24 protein-coding genes are annotated in these 21434 nt (G+C 44.5%); 9 read left to right on the top strand and 15 right to left on the bottom strand.

The features are described from left to right. The first annotated feature begins 97 nt into the window (after positions 1–97). Together C6H00_RS08700 and C6H00_RS08705 are read left to right on the top strand one after the other, a co-directional pair. The gene (locus C6H00_RS08700; RefSeq protein WP_233704355.1) at positions 98–781 is read left to right on the top strand and encodes a CgeB family protein; all 684 of its coding nucleotides are present in this window, start codon (positions 98–100) and stop codon (positions 779–781) included. After that, positions 766–1164: a glycosyltransferase family protein gene (locus tag C6H00_RS08705; protein ID WP_233704356.1), complete on the top strand. Its 399-nt coding sequence runs from the start codon at positions 766–768 to the stop codon at positions 1162–1164. Before C6H00_RS08700 ends, C6H00_RS08705 begins: the two co-directional genes overlap by 16 nt. A gap of 26 nt (positions 1165–1190) precedes the next feature. Here C6H00_RS08705 and C6H00_RS01540 read toward each other — a convergent pair whose 3' ends face one another. Together C6H00_RS01540 and C6H00_RS01545 are read right to left on the bottom strand one after the other, a co-directional pair. After that, on the bottom strand, positions 1191–2573 hold the full coding sequence (locus C6H00_RS01540) for a multiheme c-type cytochrome (RefSeq protein WP_104749295.1): 1383 nt from the start codon (positions 2571–2573) through the stop codon (positions 1191–1193). 33 nt (positions 2574–2606) lie between these two features. After that, entirely contained in the window at positions 2607–3299 is a 693-nt protein-coding gene (locus tag C6H00_RS01545; protein WP_104749296.1) for a cytochrome c3 family protein, read from the bottom strand. Positions 3300–3475: 176 nt separating this feature from the next. Here C6H00_RS01545 and C6H00_RS01550 point away from each other — a divergent pair, with 176 nt between their 5' ends. The 3 genes from C6H00_RS01550 (at position 3476) to C6H00_RS01560 (ending at position 6715) form a co-directional block, all read left to right on the top strand. After that, a complete protein-coding gene (locus tag C6H00_RS01550; RefSeq protein WP_104749297.1) occupies positions 3476–4603 on the top strand; it encodes a DUF2130 domain-containing protein in 1128 nt (375 codons plus the stop codon). 45 nt (positions 4604–4648) lie between these two features. Continuing rightward, the gene (locus C6H00_RS01555; RefSeq protein WP_104749298.1) at positions 4649–6196 is read left to right on the top strand and encodes a DUF2779 domain-containing protein; all 1548 of its coding nucleotides are present in this window, start codon (positions 4649–4651) and stop codon (positions 6194–6196) included. A gap of 144 nt (positions 6197–6340) precedes the next feature. Next, positions 6341–6715 (top strand): hypothetical protein, encoded by a 375-nt coding sequence (locus C6H00_RS01560; RefSeq protein WP_104749299.1) that lies wholly within the window; start codon positions 6341–6343, stop codon positions 6713–6715. On the opposite strand, the gene mnmA is transcribed toward C6H00_RS01560, so the two are convergent. The 11 genes from mnmA to C6H00_RS01615 all read right to left on the bottom strand — a co-directional run bounded on the left by mnmA (position 6712) and on the right by C6H00_RS01615 (position 16631). After that, complete coding sequence (mnmA, locus tag C6H00_RS01565; protein WP_104749300.1) at positions 6712–7752, bottom strand: tRNA 2-thiouridine(34) synthase MnmA; 1041 nt, start codon at positions 7750–7752, stop codon at positions 6712–6714. The genes C6H00_RS01560 and mnmA overlap by 4 nt on opposite strands. Before the next feature lie 71 nt (positions 7753–7823). Beyond that, positions 7824–9446 carry a hypothetical protein gene (locus C6H00_RS01570; protein WP_104749720.1) on the bottom strand — a complete coding sequence of 541 codons (1623 nt, stop codon included), beginning with the start codon at positions 9444–9446 and terminating at the stop codon, positions 7824–7826. Continuing rightward, positions 9436–10182, bottom strand: coding sequence for a hypothetical protein (locus tag C6H00_RS01575; RefSeq protein ID WP_104749301.1), 747 nt, complete (start codon positions 10180–10182; stop codon positions 9436–9438). Before C6H00_RS01575 ends, C6H00_RS01570 begins: the two co-directional genes overlap by 11 nt. A 3-nt stretch (positions 10183–10185) precedes the next feature. After that, the gene (locus tag C6H00_RS01580) at positions 10186–11214 is read right to left on the bottom strand and encodes a hypothetical protein (RefSeq protein WP_104749302.1); all 1029 of its coding nucleotides are present in this window, start codon (positions 11212–11214) and stop codon (positions 10186–10188) included. Positions 11215–11236: 22 nt separating this feature from the next. Further along, positions 11237–11530, bottom strand: coding sequence for a YkgJ family cysteine cluster protein (locus C6H00_RS01585; protein WP_104749303.1), 294 nt, complete (start codon positions 11528–11530; stop codon positions 11237–11239). Between the two features lies 1 nt (position 11531). Continuing rightward, positions 11532–11945, bottom strand: a complete 414-nt coding sequence (locus C6H00_RS01590) for a hypothetical protein (RefSeq protein WP_104578830.1) — start codon at positions 11943–11945, stop codon at positions 11532–11534. A gap of 215 nt (positions 11946–12160) precedes the next feature. Further along, the gene (purB, locus tag C6H00_RS01595; protein ID WP_104749304.1) at positions 12161–13465 is read right to left on the bottom strand and encodes an adenylosuccinate lyase; all 1305 of its coding nucleotides are present in this window, start codon (positions 13463–13465) and stop codon (positions 12161–12163) included. Continuing rightward, a complete protein-coding gene (locus C6H00_RS01600; RefSeq protein WP_104749305.1) occupies positions 13465–14409 on the bottom strand; it encodes a thiamine pyrophosphate-dependent enzyme in 945 nt (314 codons plus the stop codon). Before C6H00_RS01600 ends, purB begins: the two co-directional genes overlap by 1 nt. 10 nt (positions 14410–14419) lie before the next feature. Then, positions 14420–15643 (bottom strand): 2-oxoacid:ferredoxin oxidoreductase subunit alpha, encoded by a 1224-nt coding sequence (locus tag C6H00_RS01605; RefSeq protein ID WP_104749306.1) that lies wholly within the window; start codon positions 15641–15643, stop codon positions 14420–14422. Further along, a complete protein-coding gene (locus C6H00_RS01610) occupies positions 15633–16061 on the bottom strand; it encodes a 4Fe-4S dicluster-binding protein (protein WP_104749307.1) in 429 nt (142 codons plus the stop codon). Before C6H00_RS01610 ends, C6H00_RS01605 begins: the two co-directional genes overlap by 11 nt. Positions 16062–16070: 9 nt before the next feature. Next, entirely contained in the window at positions 16071–16631 is a 561-nt protein-coding gene (locus C6H00_RS01615; protein WP_104749308.1) for a pyruvate flavodoxin oxidoreductase subunit gamma, read from the bottom strand. 106 nt (positions 16632–16737) lie between these two features. Between C6H00_RS01615 and C6H00_RS01620 the strand changes: the two genes are divergently transcribed. Continuing rightward, positions 16738–17724: a glycosyl transferase family 90 gene (locus C6H00_RS01620; RefSeq protein ID WP_104749309.1), complete on the top strand. Its 987-nt coding sequence runs from the start codon at positions 16738–16740 to the stop codon at positions 17722–17724. Here the strand turns inward: C6H00_RS01620 and C6H00_RS01625 are convergent. Together C6H00_RS01625 and ribE are read right to left on the bottom strand one after the other, a co-directional pair. Next, complete coding sequence (locus tag C6H00_RS01625; protein ID WP_104749310.1) at positions 17721–17987, bottom strand: EscU/YscU/HrcU family type III secretion system export apparatus switch protein; 267 nt, start codon at positions 17985–17987, stop codon at positions 17721–17723. The genes C6H00_RS01620 and C6H00_RS01625 overlap by 4 nt on opposite strands. Next, a complete protein-coding gene (gene ribE, locus C6H00_RS01630; protein WP_104749311.1) occupies positions 17987–18601 on the bottom strand; it encodes a riboflavin synthase in 615 nt (204 codons plus the stop codon). The genes C6H00_RS01625 and ribE overlap by 1 nt, the downstream gene beginning before the upstream one ends. Positions 18602–18673: 72 nt before the next feature. Here ribE and C6H00_RS01635 point away from each other — a divergent pair, with 72 nt between their 5' ends. From C6H00_RS01635 to C6H00_RS01645, 3 genes are all read left to right on the top strand, one after another. Continuing rightward, the gene (locus C6H00_RS01635) at positions 18674–19456 is read left to right on the top strand and encodes a TatD family hydrolase (RefSeq protein ID WP_104749312.1); all 783 of its coding nucleotides are present in this window, start codon (positions 18674–18676) and stop codon (positions 19454–19456) included. Continuing rightward, positions 19456–20538: a lytic transglycosylase domain-containing protein gene (locus tag C6H00_RS01640; protein WP_104749313.1), complete on the top strand. Its 1083-nt coding sequence runs from the start codon at positions 19456–19458 to the stop codon at positions 20536–20538. The genes C6H00_RS01635 and C6H00_RS01640 overlap by 1 nt, the downstream gene beginning before the upstream one ends. 6 nt (positions 20539–20544) lie before the next feature. After that, positions 20545–21434: septal ring lytic transglycosylase RlpA family protein (locus tag C6H00_RS01645; RefSeq protein ID WP_104749721.1), on the top strand; the 890-nt coding region annotated here is incomplete at its 3' end.

Raw genomic sequence — 21434 nt, forward strand, 5'->3', positions numbered from 1 at the left:
TCTTGATCCACATAGTCCTGAGTATTATTACAAGTATGCTTGCCCCTCTAATGCTGAATATGATGCTCTAGGAGCGGAAGCTTACAATTAAAAACTTTTGAAACAAAAAGGCTTTAATGATGCTTTTAAAGCGCGTTTTAAAGATCGCAAGCCTTTTGTACTTTTTGCTGGCAATGACGAGCACCAAGACAAGAGTGGTTTTATCCAAGATTTAGAAAAAGTTTGTGAAAAACTCTATCTTTTTTATCAAGACGATGGAGTGTATGGCACTTCTCATTTGGGTTACCGCACACAGCGCACCTATCTATACAGAGAGGCCAACTCATGGCGCAACACCACGAAAATTTGTGAAATTATGGATAGTGCGCCTGCCAATGCTAAGCCGGATTTTCTGATTATTCAAGGATGGGGTTGGAACTACTCTCCTAAAGACTTGCTAGTGATCAAAAAACGCTATCCTGAGCTTAAAATCCTTAATTTACAAATGGACGATCGTCTTACTTATTATTTTAACGACCACGCAGGCACACACGCCATTTTACCCTTCCTAGGCCCCTCCCTCACGACTGCTCCTGAGAGAATCGAATGGATTTTGAAAGAAGGTACCCCTTGTTTCTACTTCCCTTTGGCTAGCAGTGTGGATTTTTTTCATCCCCTAGATAATCCTGCAAGACAATATGACATAGGATTTTGTAGGCGCAGCGCATGGAATTCGAGGACAAGTTGTCAGAACTCTGCAAAAAGAGGGTTTCAAAGTGCAAGCCTATGGCTACGGCTTTGAAAATGAGGGGGGGGGAGGGGGGTGAGCGTTTACCCTTAGAGGAAACCAACGCTTTTTTTAACGCCTGCGAATTGGTGTTAGGTTGTGGAAATATGCTTAATGATTGTTTAGAACCTGTGAATATGAAACTGCGTGATTTTGATGCGCCTATGAGTGGAGCGGCCTACATTACCACTTATAACCCCGATTTAGAAAACCTTTTTGCTCCAAATAGCATGATTTTTTACCGCAGTATTCCCGAGCTCATTGAAAAAGTGCGCCACTATTTGACCCATAAAAAATTATTGATTCCTATACGCACTCAGGCTTTCCAGCAAGCTTCAAGCAAGCATACCTATGAACGCCGTCTAAGCGATGTGTTTAAAAAGTTGGAGATTAGCTAATAGCCCCCAAGGGGCTCAAGAGGAGATTAATCCTCAATTTGGTTAGTTTTGAGCCGTTTAGCGTAGATTTTGCGCAACTTTCTAATGTCTTGTTGGAGCTCAAAAACCCCATGCCAGTGAGAGTAATCTGGTCCGCCCATAATTCCGCCTTGACGCATACGACGACCCTCGTGATGCCACAGATGGTAGAAAATGCGTTGGAACTCGTCATTCCACATATCTTTGTCCAATAAGTTTTTCTTAGCAAGGGCTTCTTTCATTTTGAGCGCCTCGTTGTAATACTCATTGTAAAGTAAGATATTCTTATCGGCCATCGCAAAGAAATTATCAATATGGGTAGAATTATGGCAATCGATACAACCTGCCTTCATCTCTGCGCGTGCAGCATCTGGGCCTTTAGGATTGCCTGCTAGAGGGTTGCCCTTAGTAATCTGATAGCCATCTTTGTAGGCATCGCTAGCAGTCTCATACCCTCCTGTGCGTAGCTGACTTAAGGGCATGAAGAGATTCCATTTTAAACGCCGACTCACATTGTGAGTTACTGCACTCTTAGAGTTACCACTCATGTGGCATGTCGCACAGGTGGGGGCTCTAAAGTCGGGCACTTTCCAAGTGCCCGGAGCTGCATCAAAATTCCACTGACTTCCCTCAGAGTTGAAGATATGTCCATGCATGGAATTATTGTAAATCTCAATATCGGGGTGATCAGGACCTAAGTGGCAACTAGCACACGCAGCAGGTTTCCTAGCCTCTGCAAGAGAGAATTTGTGCGCGCTGTGGCAACTGGCACAATTGCCCACCGAGCCATCTGGGAAAGCTGTACCAATCCCATAAGTGGGCCAAGTCTCAGGGGTGGGTCGTCTGTTTTTATCTAGTTTGATGATAGAGCCATGACATTGGATACACCCGGTAGCCTCAGGAGCGTGCTTGAGATCTGGATGCCCTCTTCCCTCCACCATTTCCATCAAATTGCGCATATTCGCCTTAGCCCAAACTTGCACAGCCCCCCTAGCATGTCCGCTATGTCTAAATTCCGTAGTTTCCTTTTCATGGCACTTCCCGCAGGTATTGGTAGAAACTAGCACGGAGATAGGCACTTTGGAGCCTTCATGCCCATCCATCGTGAGCATAGGGCTATCGCGCGTAACTGCATGGCAGTCAATACAGGTTACCCCCGCGTGCGCGTGTCTGCTCATCTTCCAATCGGCTACAATGCCCGGATGTTTCTTAGCATGGCATTCCACACAGGCCTTCGCTTCTGCTTTCATGTCTCTGAAAGTTTTTAACGGCAGCTGCACATCCATTGCATTATTGATGCTTGTCCCCCCTTGAGGATGCGCACCCAAAAATCCCAGCGTTATACCAAATGCCAAGACAAAGAACGCATAGATAGCTCTACGAGCAGGCATGGCGATCTCCTTGTAGTAGATTTATTAACATCATCACTCCTTATTGCGGGTCTTTTCAGGTTGTATCAATTCTCTGACCACCTGTTTGGTAGGCGTGGTTTCCTTCAAGAATTGATTTATGGGCACTTCTTTACCATCGATTACAAAATCTCTAGGATAGGGTTTATAGTTTTCTTTAAGATACTCTCTAAGATGTAATCCTAGATTTTTATGCCCCACTTCGTTCAAATGGCACTCCACGCATTTTTTCTGCGAAAGTCCTTCAAAATAATCGCGGTGGGGCAAAAAGGATTTCATATTAGAAGAGGTAGCGCGCATTAGATTACTATGGCAGTGCAAACAACCAGAATCAAAAACATATTCCTCAGCGCGATGACGATTCTTTTCCCAATCGAATTTTTTAGGGTCTTTAAAGACATTCCCATAGACATCTTCCATGCCCAAAATGCTTTTGCGTACGAAATAGCTCAGTATATTATTGTGAGGCAAATGGCAATCTACACATCTAGCCTTAAAACCTACGGCATTATTGCCCCCATGTTTGTCTAAGTGGTAAGCGTCTATCTCAGGTTTCATAATATGGCAAACTCCACAGAATTTATCATCCGCTGTCCACTCCACAGCCTGCACGGTCAAGATACTTAAAAGCACGCCCACCACACAGCCCCCCACAAAAATCCAAAACAGAAGATACCTCTTACTCTTGAGGGTTTCTACAACGCCCATCGTGTCCTCACCACTAATAATCTCAAAATGATTACATAATAAGGTTAACCGGCAGAGAATTATATCTAAGGATTGGCAATTCTTATTTATAAATTCTCAATGATTGTTAAAAACACTACTGCACCCCCTATGTCTAAATTCTGTATAATTCAATCTTAAAATACCAAGGGATAAACATGAACGATAGGATCACATGCCCGCATTGTGGCCAAGCCATCCAAGTCAGCGCGCTTTTATCCAAACAGGCGCAACAAGAAGCAGAACAACGGATGACACAAGAAAAGGCGCGTTTTGAACAAGAACTTCAAAAAAAACGCCAAGAATACCAGCAAGCTTTTAAAAACCTTGAAGGACAAAAACAAGAAGTTGCTCAACAAAAACAAGAGTTGGAACAACAAATTCAACAAGAAGCACAAAAAAAACTCGAGCAAGAACGCCGACAAATGCAGGCCCAAATAGAACAAGAACAAGCACGCTTTTTAGCTCAAAATGCAGAGCAATTACGCGCCCAAAAAGAGGAATTAGAAAAAAGATTACAAGCTGCCTACGAACTCAAACTTAAAGAAAAAGAAATGCAGGTAGAACGCCTAGAAAAGGCTGCTCAAGAAGTGCAAAGAAAAGCCCAGCTCACCTCCCAACAACTTCAGGGTGAAGCGCAAGAACTAGCCATTGAGGCGTATTTGCGTGAGAATTTTCCTCAAGACCATATTGAAGAGGTTAAAAAGGGGCGCAGAGGTGGGGATTGTGTGCAAATTGTGCATGATTATAAATTGCAAAATTGTGGTGTGATCTGCTATGAGAGTAAGCGTACGCAAAGTTTCAACGAAGAGTGGATTGAGAAATTTAAAGAGGATATGCGTGAGGCTAAAGCACATATTGGGGTGTTGGTAACTCAAGTATTACCAAAATCGCTAGATCGCATGGGGCTTTATCAGGGAGTGTATGTGTGCACATTCCAAGAGTTTAAGGGGCTTTGTGGGATTTTACGCCAAATGATCATCGATCGTGCATGGGCACAACAAAGCCAAGAACACAGAGGGGATAAAATCCATGAGCTCTACAATTACTTAGTGGGCCCAGAATTTGCCAAAGAAGTAGAAAATGCCCTGCTCACCTTTAGAGAAATGCAGGCAGATTTAGAAAAAGAAAAACAGGCAATGGAAAGACTTTGGGCCAAACGAAGCAAACAAATTCAAAAGATTGCAACCATTACCACTCGCACGCGTGGTTCTATTGAAGGGATAGCAGGCAAGGCGATCGCACCAATTAGGGCTTTAGAGCTAGAGATGGGCGATGATTTTTAATTTTATTTTAGTAAACTTTTAAAACCCATTGAAAAAAGGGGTTTAATGAATCTGTCTAAATCGCAGTTTGTGCGGGGTATGCAATGTCCCAAGATGTTATGGTTAGAGAAACACAAAAAAGAGGTCTTTGGTTCATCTAACCAAGAGATGCAAAGAAAACTTAGAGTTGGACAGGAAGTAGGGTTATTGGCGCAGGGCTTGTTTGCAGGTGGCGTAGAGGTTGAATTTAATGACACAGACATGGCGCAAATGGCGACACGCACCCAAGAGCTCATCAAGGAAGGCCAAAGCGTAATCTATGAAGCCACCTTTAGTTATCAAAATTTGTTGGTAAGGGTGGATATTTTAGAGATTATGCGCGGGAATGGGGGTAAGATTGAGGGACTGATCCTCCATGAGGTGAAGAGTTCGACAAATGCATTTGAAGATAGTGCAAAGACCACTCCTAAAGACGCGTATCTGTGGGATTTGGCCATTCAGTATTACGCCCTTTCTGGCTTAGGCTATACCATCAAGGGGGCTAATCTGATCCACCTTAACAACAATTATACTAAACAAGGCGCGTTAGATTTGGAATCATTATTTCTCAAAAACGATCTTCTGAAAACCGTGGTAGACTTCCAGCCAAAAATCCCTGAGTATTTAGAGACAATGCGCAAGGCTGTCAAAAGTGATGTAGAGCCTGAGATAGAGATCGGTATGCATTGTGAACATCCCTATGCATGCGATGCAAAGGGTTATTGCTGGGAGAGTCAAAGAGGGCTTGGCGGAACAGACCATGTCTTTAACATTTCAAAAATGCGATTCGATCAAAAAATGAAGCTGTATGACAAAAAGCGCGTATTTTTTAAAGATTTAGATGAGCAGGATTTGTGCGCTCTTAGTCGTGATCAAAGACGGCAAGTAGAATGCGCCTTGCAAAATAAAACCTATGTAGATCAAGAAGCTATTCGAAAATTTTTAGACAATCTGCGGTATCCCATTTACCACTTGGATTTTGAAACCGAGCAACGCGCCATCCCTCACTTGGAAGGCACAAAACCCTATGCCCAAATTCCCTTTCAATATTCTATCCATATTGATTTTGACAATGGGAAATTAGAACATCGCGAATTTTTGGCAGATTGTGGCACAGACGGGCGTTTAGCTTTGGCACAAAAGCTAGTAGAAGATATTCCTAGCGATGCGTGTGTGCTAGCCTATAACGCCACTTTTGAAAAAGGTGTGCTAGAAAATTTAGCAAAATTCCTTGAAGAATCCCATCCTGATCTAAGTGTTGCCCTGCTTAAGATCAAGGCAAATATTTTTGATTTAATGCAACCTTTTTCTAAAGGACACTACTACGCGCCACAAATGGGAGGGAGTCATTCTATCAAAAGTGTTTTGCCTGCTCTAGTGCCCGCTTTTGAGCATGCTTACAAGAATTTGGAGCTAGTCCATAATGGCACAGAGGCGATGGAGGTTTATGAGAGAATGCCCCAAATGCCCAAAAAAGAGCAGGAAAAATACAAAAAAGCACTTTTAGAATATTGTAAGCTGGACACTTTGGCTATGGTGGAGGTGCTTAAAGTGTTAAAAATAGCCGTGAAGTGATTGTCTGTTTGCTTTTTAGTGATGTGGAATTATGTAACTAAAATCATTTTCTTTGGCACTTCCCATCCCACTACCTAGCTTGTGCGAAACGCTTAAGTTTGCCCATGTTAGAATGAAAGTATAAATTACCTTCAAGGAATGGCGATGGGAATTGTTAAGCCGTTGGCCATCACGCTGTTTTTTTCAAGCTTTGCAGGTGCTCATATGCTAGAAAGCTGGGGTTCTGAAGTCCGTCTTGGGTTTTATCATGTGCCCCCTAACTCGCTAGTGTGGAAAAAACACCGCGAAAGAAGGGGGTATTCTTATAAGAAAAGGCTGGGTGCTTTTCTTAGAGGCAAGCCTGTTCCTAGTTTAGAAAGTGTTGCGGTTTACGAGGCCCGATCCATGCACTTGGGCCAATATGAAGACTTTACTAGCAAACTTCAAAAGCATGTCAAAATTCACCTGCCCCAAATGGGTAGCCATGTGAGTGCCTCCAACATGGGGGCCTATCATGTCAACTTGCATTGGAAGTTTTAAGCGTAACTTTTAGTGATCACCCCTCCGCCCAAGACGCGATCTTGATCGTAAATCACTAATGCTTGCCCCAATGCCACGCCATAAACAGGGTTTTCAAAACGCGCGCAGATAGTGTCATCTTCCAAACGAATGTGTGCGCTAGTAGGCGTGCTTCGATAGCGCACCTTAACTAAATATTCTCCCTCTTTAAAATTGCTAGGCAAAGATTTATTGCGCGCCTCCAAAGTACAGATAGCTAAAGCCTCCTTTTGCCCTACGATAATCTCATTCTTAAGCGCGTCAATGCCCACTACAAAATGGGGTTCATGCGCGCCCTTGATAGTAAAACCCTTGCGCTTACCAATGGTGTAATGCATATAGCCCTTGTGCGTGCCTACTACCTCTCCTTTGAGATTGCGCACAATACCCTCTTGATCCACTTGCACATGTTTTTTTAGCGTGTCAATGTAATTAGTTTCCACAAAACAAATCTCTTGGGATTCCTTATAGGTTTGCAAGTCCCCTAAAAAGGGCATTTTTTCTAGGGCTAGGGGTTTAATTTCACTTTTGAGCAAATCTCCTAAGGGGAAGAGCAAGCGATCGATGGCTTTTTGAGGCAGAGCGTAGAGAAAATAACTTTGATCCTTACTAATGTCTTTGGCCTCTTTAATGCGCAACACTCCCCCCACCTTCTCTAAGCGCGCATAATGCCCGGTGGCGATTTTTTCACATCCTTGTTTTAGAGCAAACTCTAAGCCTAGTCCAAATTTCATCAAGGGGTTGCACAGCGCGCACGGGTTGGGGGTTTGCCCTTGCTCATAGGCTTGCACAAACGCGTCATAAACGCCTTGTTTAAACTCAGTCTGTAAGTCCACCACCTCAAAGGGGATATTTAAAAACTTTGCCACTTCTTGGCAGTTGCGGATATATACCGCATGTTTTTCTTCTTTGCCATGTAACTTGAGATAGACTCCTAGCAACTCATGCCTAGCTTGTTGCAATAAATACGCGCTATAAGAGCTATCCACCCCTCCACTCATCAAAACGGCGACTTTCATTTTAGGTTCTTTTAAGTTAGATGGCAAGACTATATTTTATTGCACTAAAAAATAGCTTAAAACTCCACAAATCACCAGCGCAATTTGCCCGTGCGGTTAGGGTTTTCCAAAATAGTTTGGACATCCTGCATCGTTTTCACGGATAATTCACCTCCATAGAGTTGACAAATGCCATTCAAGGCATTGTAAATTTTACCTCCATCGCAATGGGCGTAGGCGTGCTCATAATCTTTAAAGCACGCATCTAGTGCCATCAAGCGTTCTTGATGGGTGGAGGCGATCAGGGCTTCTAGTTCTTCTCTCTTAGCCATCAGGGCGGGCAAGTGTGTTTCTACTAATTGGACGATCTCCTCAGCGTGCATTTTGGCACGATCACGAGCCACAAATGCGCTAAAGAGAGAATCTAATGCCATATCGATACTTCTATGACTCACCACCACAGCAAAAGCCCCTGCCACAATGGCTAAAATAGGCGCGACAAAGGGGGCTAACGGGGGCGCGATTACGGCTAATTTCGCCTCTAAACTCTTTTCTAGTCCCACAGTAGCGACCACCCACGCCGCACTAAACAAGGATTTTAAAATAGTTTTGAGTAAATCCCCAAAACTCTTAATCTCCCCCTTGATGTAAGAGACAATGCCGTTGTAGATGGATTTAGCCGCATTTCTGATGGCATGCCAAAGTTGGCGCAAAGACCCGGCAATACTTTTAAAAATCTGCCCCACAATGTTTACAGCTACATCGATCGCCCCAAAGCCAGCCCCTCTCTTAAACGCGCTCTTAAAAGCCTCTAGGGTTTTATTTAAAAGCCGTTTGATCCGCTCTAAAATGCTCGTGTCTGTATCTACGGGGTGTTTGGTGTACATGTCTTTAATTTCCCACACCACTCCACTAGCTAGAGTAGAAAGGCTAAAGACGATCGCATCACTCAAACCCGCTTGGGCGATGTGCCCACTAGCCACCACGCTTTGGGTCATCAGCGCGCTGACTCTAGGGTTTTCGCACATCCAGCGGTTGGTTGTGTTGTTGGCGTTGAGTTTGTCTAGGGCCATCTGCGCCTTTTTGGCTTCATCTCCGCCCTTTGCGACCATTTTCTCTAAGTTTTCTTTGTGGCGTTTGTAATCCTCGTAGGGCATGCGCAAATCCACCCCACTCTCCAAGTAGCGATCCTCTAATAACCCTTTTGTGTCTTTAATCACCTTGAGTTGGGCGGTGTTGATCACATTACCATCTTTATCTAGGGTGATTGTGTCTGTGGTATTGTGGTTAGTGCGTGCAAAATCGCCAAGCTTGCTAAAATCCATGTGCTTCACTTCATCGCCATACAGGGCTAAAATGTGCTCCACTTTTGCTTGGTCTTTGGGGCTAAGATTGTCTAGCTTTTTATGGCTGGCTAAAATGCTCTGCACCTTTTTAATGTCAGCTAGGGTGTCTGTGGTGTAGGTCTTATGCCCCGTGTTTAAAAATGCATCTTGGATATTGCGCTGTCCGCTGTCTAGCTCCTCAAAAGTCTGCCCAAAATATTGGGGATTGTTTTTGTGTCGCTCATACGCCCTAAAGCTGTCCGCGCTCATCGCTACACTTGCCCCATAAGCTCCATAAGTGTTGAGACTAAAAATATTGAGTCCCAAGCGGGCTAAAGTCTGTGTGCCGATCTCCTCGATCACTTCCTTATAAAAAGCTTTATTTGCCATGCGCTTGCCCATCTGGTTGCTTAGGGGGTAGACAAAATTGTTGCCGCAAGGCTAAAAAGAAATTGATCCTTTTGTCATTGTCGCCATAAATTTTTTGCATCATCATCTTTTTAACATAGGCGGGTTGCATTTTAAACTTCTTTAGTAAGGGTTCATCTTTACCAACAATGGGCTCTTTTAGAAGTTTCAAAAGTTGCTGTGTCTGTTTTTTCATGTCTTCTACAAATTGCACTTTCTCAGGCGTATCTAAGGCTTCTTGGCGCGCATCTTGTATGTTCATTTTATCCGCCTTGTCTAACAAATCCTCTAAGGCTTGGTTAGCTTCTTCTAATTTCTTTTTCTTGGTTATAAGGCCTATATGAAATTGCAAGCACATCATCGAGGCTTGGTTCAACTTGCTAGAAATGTCAGGGGCTGCTTCTGCTAATTCCAATAACTCCAATTCATGTTCTTGTACAGCCTTAATCACTGCCCCCACTTTTTGCTCCAACGCTGTTTGTGGAACAAGAACTGCAAATGCCGCTGCAGTGTCTGCATCATTCCACCCATCCACACCCAAGTAAATGCCTGTCTCATCCCACCCTTGTAACTTCTCTTGTAAAAACTTTTCAGGCTCTAAACGGCGACGTTGCAGGGCACAATAGCGTTTTAAACTGCCCGCTACTACCCCCTCTTTAAATTCTTTAAACTCTTCAATGGCTTTTACAATGCTTTTTTGTTCGTCCTCAAGAAACATCTTTTACTCCTTTACTTGAGATGAGCTTTCGCCCCATTTTTCTTGAATTTCCTGCATCAATTTTTGGCATTTTTCTTGATGCGCCATAAGTTCTTGCACGAGGGGTTCTGTTCTGTCCATAATGGGTGCATTGATAGTTGTTACAAGGGTTTCTGCCTGTTGCATCAAGGTTTTTAGTTCTAGTTGCTCTTGAGCGTTCCATGCGCTTGCCTCCAAGCCCTTAGCCTCCATATATCCCTCTACAAGCTCTAAAGACTTTTCAAAATGTGTGTCTAACTTGACTAAAGTGCGGCATTTTTCTATCGATTTATACTTAATGTGTCTCCATGTTAGTCCCATGGATTTCATAGTCTCACACACAGCTAAAACGCTGTCATGGTAGGCTTTTGCCTCTAGTTTCTTTTCTGCCGCTTTAGCCGCAAAGACAGAGGCAGCCACGGCGATCACAGGTGCAGCAATCAATCCACCAAAAACTAAAGTGCCTCCAGCTATACCAAATCCTCCAGAGGCTAAACTCCCACCCCCAAGCCATGCAAGCGTAGCATTTGTAGCCGCTGCACCGCTTAAGGTGCTAATCGCTGTCCCTGTGGAGGCACTGCCCAATAATCCAATCGCCCCCCAAGCTCCAAAGCCTGCCATTGCCCCAGCTCCAACTCCTGCTAGTGCGCCTCCAATAGCTGTTTCTAAATCTACAATCGAGGTTTCAACTCTTTTAAGGTGATCCATGCTCTCCTGTCCAAAAACTTGTAGCCATCCTTGATCATGGGTAACTTGAAGCTTGTCAATAATCTCCTTGTATTTTTCAACGCTAGTTAGAGAGATGGCATACTGCAGTTCCCCTAGAGATTCAAAGGTGTTTCTAGCCTGATTTTGCATGTTAGTCAGGTTATGTTTTGCTTTGTCGTGTTTGCTCTTGGCCTCTTCGTGCAATTTTTTAATTTCTTGCATATCATCGTGGGCATCCATACCCTTTTTAATTCCATATCCTGCAGCTAAGGCCGCTGCGCCCCAAAGAATAAATGGTAAAGGCATTTGTTCTCCTGATTTGATTTTTTTAACTTTGATCCTCTGTGGCTTTGCTACGCAAAGCTCCCTCTTTTTCCTGCAACATCTGGCAGGCTTTGAGATTGAGGGTGTAAAATTCCTCTAGGCTATAGTGTTTGTAAAACACCTTTTCATACATGGTATCTACCCTGCAAATTTGGGGGCGATTCTCATAGATCAAACAACGATTCGTCTGTGTGTCTAAATGGCGACACACGCCATTACCCAAATCAAAGGGGGCAAGCTCTTTAACTCCACTGATATTACGGCAACACGCCCCGCAAATAGTGCAAGGAAAACCCATGCTAAAGATTAATTAAATTCTTACCCTGATCGGTAAGCACTAGCATCGCCTTAGTCCAGTCTGCGTAAATAGTGGCTAAATTAGGTTCTAGCCCAAAGGTTTTAATCATTGTGTCCAACACCTCCTTTTCGCCCTCATGCAAGGCTTCCAAGTGGGTTAAGCGATCTGCCATTGCGAGTGCCATAGTTTCTAACAACACGATTTTTTGGTGTTCTTTTTGCTTAAAAGTCTTTAAAGTGGTCGCTAGATCGAATTTGTCAGCATCGTAAGCGATGTCCTCAATCTGCATTTCTAAGCAATAAGTGGCGATCACACCCTTTTGTGCGTCTGAAAAATCATGATTGCTCCAAGCAAAATGGTGGGCGATCTGTAAAAACGCCTGCTTTTCCTCTGTATTTAACGCGCCTAAAAACATGCCAACTCCTCTTTTGAAATATTTATAATGATATTCTACCCCCCCCCCCCCCTGTCAAGCAAAACGCACTAAGAGGGAGAAATAAACATTAAAAAGTAAAAATTAGTAACAAAATAGTAACAAAATAGTAATAAAGATGTTAGAGGTGGAAGATTTAAGAGTTTTTAAAGAGAAATCTTTGGGTTGAGTACCCAAAGATTTAAGGTTGTAAGGCTTTAATCCCCAAAGACGCGAGCGAAAATACGCGGGATTTGGCGTAGATAATAATCTGTTTCAAAGCAATCGGTAATGAGAGCGCGATCCACTTCTTTTAAACGCTCTTCGGCTAAAAGGTGTTCTAAAAAGCTCGCGTTCTGGCCTTGTTGCAAGAGTGCCCACACGCGCATGGCGTTTTCTTGCACAATGGCATAACTTTGCGCCTTGCTAAAGCCTAGTTTGGGTAATTCTAAGAGCACGCGTTGGGAAAAGACCAGCCCCCCCGTGCGCTCTAAATTCCTACGCATGTTTTCCGGATAAACGACCAAATCTTTTAAAAGATTGGTGAGGCGGTGCAAGAGAAAATCTAGGGTGATAAACGCGTCTGGGAGCACGAATCGTTCTACCGAGCTATGACTAATATCTCTTTCATGCCAAAGGGCGACATTTTCCATCATCGGGATCGCATAAGCGCGAATCATGCGCGCTAAGCCGGTGATATTTTCGCTCAAAACGGGGTTACGCTTGTGGGGCATGGCCGAACTGCCCTTTTGCCCCACGCTAAAAGCCTCTTCAGCTTCGTAAACTTCCGTGCGTTGGTAGTGGCGGATATTAATGGCGATCTTTTCACAACTGCTTGCTAGTAAAGCTAGGGCGTTGCACACACGCGCGTGGCGTTCCCTAGAGATGACTTGATTGCTAATTTTAGCCACTCCCAAGCCCAATTCCTGACAGACCAATTCTTCTAGTTCAAAGGGGCTATGCGCCATGTTGCCCATTGCCCCGCTGATCATCCCTACGCTGACCTCTTTACTCACCTCTTGCAGGGCTTTAAGGTGCGCGCGCATGTCATCATACCACAACGCCCACACCAACCCAAAGGCGATGGGCTCGCCATGCACCCCATGGCTCCTGCCTACCATGACCACCTCTTTAAACTCGTAAGCGCGCGCTTTAAGCACACTTAAAAGTTCGTGCATGTCCTCAATAATAAGGGCTAAACTCTGCTTGATGAGCAGGGCTAGGGCGGTGTCAATGCAATCACTAGAGGTGATTCCATAGTGAAAAAAACGCTCAGAATCGCCTAAGGTTTTGCTCACTGCTTGGATGAAGGCGATGATGTCATGCTTGGTAGTTTTTTCAAAATGATGGATGTCTTCTAGCTGAAAACTGGCCTGCTGGATTTGATCGCAAGTCTGAGAATCCATCAGTCCTAAGGCGTGCCAACCCTTAGCCACCGCCTTTTCCACCTGTAGGTAGGTTTCAAACTTATGCTGTTCGCTCCAGAGGCGCGTCATCGCCTCTCTAGCGTAGCGCTCTAGCATTAAACTTTGGCCTCTTCTCTGCGTTGTAAATATTCCCAACGCGCGTCTACATCTTTTTGCAGGGCTTCAATGATGTGCTCGTTTTCCTTTTTAAAGAGGTGGGCAAAGCGTTTTTGAGGCCCTAGATAATCGCGCACAGGTAAGATATTGCGCGGACGGTAGGTGATTTTGAGCTCTTGGCCATGGAACACTTCAAAGAGAGGGAAAATCAAGCAATCTACGGCTAAATCTGTCATTTCAATGGCTAAAGAGGAATGGTATTTCCACTCAGTAGGGCAGGGACTCAAAGCGTTGATAAAGCAAGGGCCCTCAGTGTCCAAGGCGGTTTTGATTTTTTTGTTCATGTCCTTCCACTTATTGGGCGCCATTTGCGCAGCATAAGGAATACCATGGGCTGCCATGATCAAGGTCAAATCTTTCTTACGCTCTTTTTTGCCATAGCTCACTTTACCCGCTGGAGTGGTGCTAGTGCTCGCGCCCATAGGGGTACTGCCACTGCGTTGCCCGCCGGTGTTGGCGTAGTTCTCATTATCTAGGCAGATGTAAGTGATGTCATGCCCGCGTTCCATACAACCACTGATGAATTGAAACCCGATGTCATAGCTCGCGCCATCCCCCCCAAAGGCGACAAATTTAGGGCGTTGCCCAGTGTATTTGCCCTTGCGCGCGAGAGCCTTGTACATGCTCTCTACCCCACTAATAGCTGTCGAGCCATTTTCAAAGCCAATATGAATCCAAGGCACATCCCAAGAGGTGTGCGGATACACTGCAGAGCAGACTTCCAAGCAACCAGTAGAATTACCTAGCACGATAGGACCCTCTACAGCGTTGAGTACTTCACGCACAATGATCCCATGCCCACAACCCGGGCAGAGTAGGTGCGAACCTTCGAACTTTTCAGCCGATTGGCTAAAACTTTTGAGTGTTTTTACTTCTTTAACCATGCACTCTCCTTTAAAAATAAGACAACTCAGGCCCATGTAGCCCGATGAATTGTTGGGTGGGATGGGTGAGTCCGCCTTTTTTAGCGTCCTGAACCAACGCCTCAAAAATGCTATCTAGGTGGGCTTGAGTCAAATCCCGACCCCCTAGCCCGTAAATGTAATTGCTCAAGACGGGGCGTTTAGAACCGGGGGCTTGATAGAGGCTTGCAGCCACTTCGTTAAAGAGCGCGCCCAGCGCTCCAGAAGGAGAACTGCGATCCATCAGCGCGACCGCTTTGGCATTTTTGAGCGCGTTAGCCACCGCTTCAAAGGGGAAGGGGCGCAGTACATGCGTGGTTACTACGCCTGCTTTAACACCCTGTTCGCGCGCTTTTTTGGCCGCTACAATGGCAGATTCCCAAGTCGTGCCCAGTGCAAAAATAATCACTTCTGCATCACTGGTTTGGAAAGTTTCTACCAAGTGGTATTGTCTGCCTGTGATCTTGGCAAAGTCGTTAAAAACACCCTCTAACACAGAGCTAGAGTGCATGATCGCATGGTGTAATTTGGCTTTGTGTTCAAAATGCCATTCTTCCTCAGCCTGCGCACCAAAGCTCACGGGTTTATCAAAGTCTAGCAGAGGGTGCACACTCTCATAATCGCCCACGAATTTATAGGCCACGCTATCAGAGAGTGTGCGCACATTCTGCACGGTGTGAGAGGACAAGAAACCATCTTGATGCACCATGACAGGCACGCGTACTTCCTTATGTTCTGCTAGTTTGAAAGCCATTAAAGTAAAGTCATAGACCTCTTGAGGGTTGCAAGTGCATAGGCTAATCCAACCGCTATCACGCCCTAAGTACATATCCGAGTGATCGCAGTGGATATTGAGCGGGGCGGCTAAAGCGCGGTTAGCCACATTGAGCACAATGGGTAAGCGCATGCCAGAGGCTTGATAAAGCACTTCAGTCATTAGAGCGAAACCTTGCGAGCTAGTCGCCGTGCTAACCCGCCCTCCAGCAGCGGCCGCACCCACGCACGCGCTCATAGCAGCATGTTCAGATTCTACAAGTACAAATTCCCCATCAATATAACCATTGTCTTTAAAAGAGCCGTAGTTTTGGATAATGGGCGTAGAGGGGGTAATCGGGTAGGCAGCTACCACATCTACTTGGGCTTGCCTAAGCGCGTGCGCGCTAGCGGTACACCCATCCCATGCTTCAACTTCGTTCAAATGGTAATTAGAGCCCATTATAACCCCCTTCTGTGCGGTAACTTTTCTTCTTTAGGCCCTCAGATTTTTGTGGCCATTTTGTGAGTGCTTCTTCTACAGGCTCTAAATTGTCAAACATGAGCAGAGATTTTGGGTTAGTGGGGCAGACATCCACGCACACCCCGCAACCCTTGCAATGTTCGTAATCCACTCCGCTCATCTTACCTTCTCTGGAGAGAATAGAGGCATCTGGGCAATACACCCAGCAGTTAAAGCAATTAATACACACTTCTTTATTGTGCACGGGTTTTTCCACGCGCCAATGCGAAACGCTCGCGGTAAAAGAGCTTTCTTTAGTGTAGGCGCGTTCATCATTGTGCTTGCCTAATTCCTCCTGCCCTTGTTTCTCAAAGGGGAAAAGCACTGCGCCAATTTCAAATTCTTGCCAATTCTTCATAGGTATCCTTTATTGTACTTGGGCGTAGGCTTGATCAATGGCCATCATGTTAGCATCAATCAAAGTTTGTGGCATTTTTTTACCCAACACCTCTTTAAAGGTATTTTTAAAAAATTCCAACTCCAGCATGCCAGATACTCTCATTAAAGCTCCTAGCATGGGCGTGTTGGGAATGGGGCGTTTGATGGTATCCATGGCGATTTTAATACAATCTAAGGTGTAGACCTTTTTACTCGCCAAATTGGGCTTTTTCTCAAACAATTCCTCTTTGCTGAGGTGAGTTGTGATGATATAGGTTGTATTGGGTTTTTCATCCTCTGTAATATCAGTGATGAAAGTTAAACCTGGGTCGATCACTAAAACATAATCTGGCTTCATAAATTTTTCATGGTTTAAAATGGGTTCTGAATCGATGCGGTTATAGGCGGTCATGGCAGCACCTCTTTTGGCCGAGCCATAAAAGGCAAAGCCTTGTACTTCTTTGCCGGTGGTGGTGAGCACATCGGCTAGGCCCTTAGCACCGGTTACTGCACCCTGCCCAGCCCTCGCATGCCATCTAATTTCTAACATTTAATCCTCCTTGTGGCATTCAATATTGTGTTAGACTGCACGGAGAATTATACAGAATTTTGAGTAAATCTTAATTAGTTTGCGCAAAATATGCTAGATTTTAAGAATGAAACACGCACAAAATGCCCTAATCTATAATCTAAAATCTTTGCTTCTATGTCTGCAACCCTATCTTCCCTATCAAAATTTAAGATATGAGAAACGCCTAGATCAACTCAAGAATTTGTCTGATGACGCACTAGAAACCCTTAAAAAGCGTGTCCAAAAAGCATGTATGTTGCCCCCCCACTCGCAAATCCATCCGACTCCTTTGGGACTCATCAAAGGTCTATCGCTAGGAAGCCGTTACTATTATGATTTTATGGCGCATTTTAGATTTTTCCCCCAAGATTTGCATTACCATCTTGAATATGGCGATGTGAATTATAATTTGCTATTTCCCTCTCTTTGTAAGAGCAGACCCATTCCCATTACCAAGTATTCTTACAATGTTCTCTTGCCCTTAGATACAAGACGGCACTTTAAATATATTTTCCCTGCTTCTAACATTCCTTTCAATTCTAAGCAGAATAAACTCTTTTTTAGGGGCGCGTGCATGCAACCTCATCGCCTAGATTTCTTGCAACGCTATTTTAACCACCCCTTGATGGATTTAGGTCATGTGGGCGTGCAGGCCCCTCATTTGAACCCTTTCAGCAAGTCAAAAGCAAGCATTACCACGCACCTAGAATATAAATTTATTCTCTCGCTAGAAGGTTATGATGTAGCCAGCAACCTCAAATGGATTTTAAGCTCTAATTCTATTGCTCTGATGCCTCAGCCAAAGTTTGAAAGTTTCTTTTTGGAAAGTCAATTGCTTCCTAATGTACACTACATTCCTATTAAAGATGACTATAGCGATGTAGAGGCGCAACTAGAGTTTTTTAGCACGCACCCTAAGGCTTGTTTAGAGATTATTGCCAACGCAAACGCCTATGTGCACGCTTTCACTACCCCCCTAGAAGAATGGGTAGCCTTTCTAGTCTTGCGCAAATACTTTTATCAAACAGGACAAATTGACATCTCACCCCTTGAAACCTCCCTTTTTGTCTAGCTCATCTGTGCTCCGCTTTCAGCATGTTGTAACCAAATAAAGACCTCAACCACGCTCGCATAGAGTTCAGGGGGAATAGGCGTATCTAAGGACACATCTAGGAGTGACTCTACCAACGCCTCATTGCAAAATAAGGGCACATCAAAGGCCTTAGCCTTATCCATGATTGCACGCGCGATCACTCCCACCCCGCTTGCCACAACCTTAGGCGCACTATCTTGCCCTACATTATAAGCCAGAGCGACCGCTTTGGGTAGACTCATCAATAACTCATCATAAGAGTGTCAATCTCTTGCCAGCTGGGCGTAGTAGGGGTTTTGAGCAAGTGCGCTACCGCACGCACTAAAAGATCGCTCTCTAAATTGACCCGCCGCCCCTTTTGGTAGCTGGCAAAAAGAGTATTCTCAAAGGTATAGGGGATGATGGTCAGACTAAAACTCTCAGAGTGCACCGCACTTAAAGTGAGGCTCACCCCATCCACAGACACAGAGCCATGCGGGATACACAGACGCAAAAAAGCGCGCGGGGCTTGGATACGCATGTTCACTTGATTGGCTGTAGGCTTGATTTCTGCTACCTCTCCGATCGCATCAATATGTCCCTGCACCAAATGCCCATCAAGGCGATCGCTTACTCTTAATGCGGGTTCAATATGCACACGCTGGGGGGGCGTGTAATTTTCTAAAGCAATGGATTTTTGGGTGTGCGCGCTCAACTCTAGGGCAAAACCTCCCTTAAAAAGCCTAATGGCGGTCAAACACGCCCCATTGACAGCAATACTATCCCCTAATTTGGGACGATAAGGGCTTAAAATTTCTAACACATTGTGATTAAAGGCTTTAATGGGGGCAATTTGGCTAATCACACCGCTAAACATAAAGCTCCCTTCAGATTTAATCATATCCTCTAGGATTATAATATAATTAGAACAAATTACGCGGAGGATTCGATGTTGGAGTGGATAGACACACATTGCCATTTAGATCACCATCTTTATAATGCGGATGTGGAGCGGGTTTTGGAGAATGCTAAGGAGGCGGGGATGTTGCAAGCGATCATCCCCGGAGCCGATCCTAAGGATTTACCAAGAGCTTTGAGTTTGTGCTCTTCTTATGAAGAGCTTTATTTTGCTGTAGGTGTGCACCCCCTAGATTGTCAGCACTTTGATCTTGCAGAATTGAAACGCTATGTTCAACATCCTCAATGTGTCGGGGTGGGTGAATGTGGCTTAGACTACCACCGCCTAGATTCCAGCGATGAGCATACAAAAACCTATCAAAAGGAAATTTTTAAGGCGCAAATAGAATTAGCCTTAGAATATCAAAAACCCTTAATTGTGCACATTCGGGAAGCTAGCCAAGATGCCTATGATATTATCAAAGCCTACCCGCGCTTGCGCGGAGTGTTGCATTGCTTTAATGGAGATGCAATTTTGTTGAATCTTTCTGAAAATTTCTACTATGGCATTGGGGGTGTGGCGACCTTTAAAAACGCCAAACATCTCCAAAGTGTCCTGCCCCAAATTCCCATGGATCGTTTGCTTGTGGAAACTGATGCCCCCTATCTTACTCCTCACCCCTTCAGAGGTACGCGCAATGAACCTAAGCACATCCCTTTAATTCTTCAAAAGCTCTCAGAACTTATAAAAGTGAAACCTATAGATTTGGCACACACAATCAACACCAACGCCACAACGCTTTTTGGCCTAATGCCTCGTGCTAAGGTCTCTTAATGAAACATGCACTTGTAATAGCTGCTTTATTAGCATGGCAGAGTTTTGCCCACGCCCAGCCCATCAATACCGCCCTTAATCTCAAACCCCTCAATGGTTTTGGAGTGGATGCGCGTTTTTTAGCCAGTGTAGATAATTCCCAAACTCTGCAAGGAGTGCAGGAAGCTTGGGATCAGTTTGTGAAACGCTATGACAGCAATGGGGTTTTTATCCCCACTATTAAAAGCATGCTTATTCAGGCAGATATTCCTGTGGAGTTTTTGTTTTTAGCGATGGCTGAGTCTAATTTCTCTACCAAGGCCTATAGTGTCAAAAAAGCTGTAGGCATTTGGCAACTCATGCCTGAAACGGCTAGAATGTTAGGTTTGGAAGTCAATTCTTTCGTGGATGAAAGGCGCGATCCTATCAAAAGTACCCAAGCTGCTATTAAGTATTTGCATATGCTTTATAGACAAACTAAGCAATGGTATTTAGTCGCTATGGCCTACAATTACGGCCCTAGAAGGGTATTAGAAGCCATTCAAGCAGCTGGAAGTGATGACATTAATGTGTTGCTAGATGATGAAAAGAAATTCATCCCTAGAGAAACGCGTGGTTATATCCGCTCAATCTTGAGTTTAGCTATCGCCTTTAACAACCTAGATGCGTTGCAACATAAGGAGTACCTATTAAATCGGGGGGCGCGCACCAGTCTTGTAGCCTTGAAAATGCATGGAGGGACTTTGCTCTCTCACATCGCTCAAAGCGCGCGTCTTTCGCTAGCAGAGTTTAAATCTTATAATGAGCAATTCCACTATAATTTTTTACCTCCAAATAAAGCTTATATGGTCTATATTCCTTATGAAAAGCTTGCTTATTTTAAACAGCACTATGTGCCCTCTTACCCCTTGAGTGCGCTTGTAACGCATCGCGTGCGTCCTAGGGAAACCCTAAGCTCTATCGCTCATAAATTCCACACCAGTGTAGCTCTCATTAAAAAAACTAATCACCTCAAAAGTGCGCGTTTGAGTCGTAACCAACATTTAGTGATTCCTATTTTGCGCAAAGATCGCAGAGATTTTAAACGAGTTGCTTTCAAATGAGTTTTTATGGTATCTAAAGGTTTATATTTGGTGTGTCTTGGAGCACTGGGGTTGTTTGTAGGATGTGCGCAGGAAGCCACAACAAATGAGAGCTCTCATTCTCTATTTGCCAAACAAGAAAGTTTGCGTGCCTACAAGGATGCGCTAGATTTTGATGGCTCTTCGCCTCCTCCAAAAAGGTCATTTTGGCACAGACATACTCATAAATCCTCAAAAGGACATAATAGGCCACAACGAGGAGACGATAAGGAAGTGCAAGAGGAGGACATAGCTCATGTCCCTGCTAATAGTTTGACAGCGGGCATGCGCGACTCTGAGGCGATTCAGCGCGCTACCATGCGCCCTTATCGCGTGGGAAGCAAAATGTATTATCCTACTAAGGTGAATGTCGGCCAAACCTTTGATGGGTATGCTAGCTGGTATGGACCAAATTTCCATGCCAAACGCACTAGCAATGGCGAGACTTATAACATGTATGCTCATACAGCAGCCAATAAAACTCTACCCATGAATACAATTGTCAAGGTTACTAACAAGGATAATAATAAAAGTACCATTGTTCGTATCAATGATCGTGGTCCTTTTGTGGCTAACCGAATCATCGACCTTTCTAATGTAGCTGCCCATGACATTGATATGGTGGGCAAAGGAGTTGCGCCTGTCAAATTGGAAGTGCTGGGTTTTGGGGGAGTGATCTCCAAACAATACCAAAAGACTTTAGAAAAAGCCCCCCAATCTAACGCACTCAAGCAGGAATTTAAAGTCGGCGAAAGTCAAAAAAGTGTTAGCGGGGGAAGTTTTTCTTTGCAAGTGGGTGCATTTAGAAACCAAGAGGGTGCACAAAGGGCTGCAGAAAGTCTGAAAGCCACGCTCAAAAAGCCTTATTACACTCAAGT

Source organism: Helicobacter cynogastricus, assembly GCF_900197855.1.
GTDB lineage: Bacteria > Campylobacterota > Campylobacteria > Campylobacterales > Helicobacteraceae > Helicobacter > Helicobacter cynogastricus.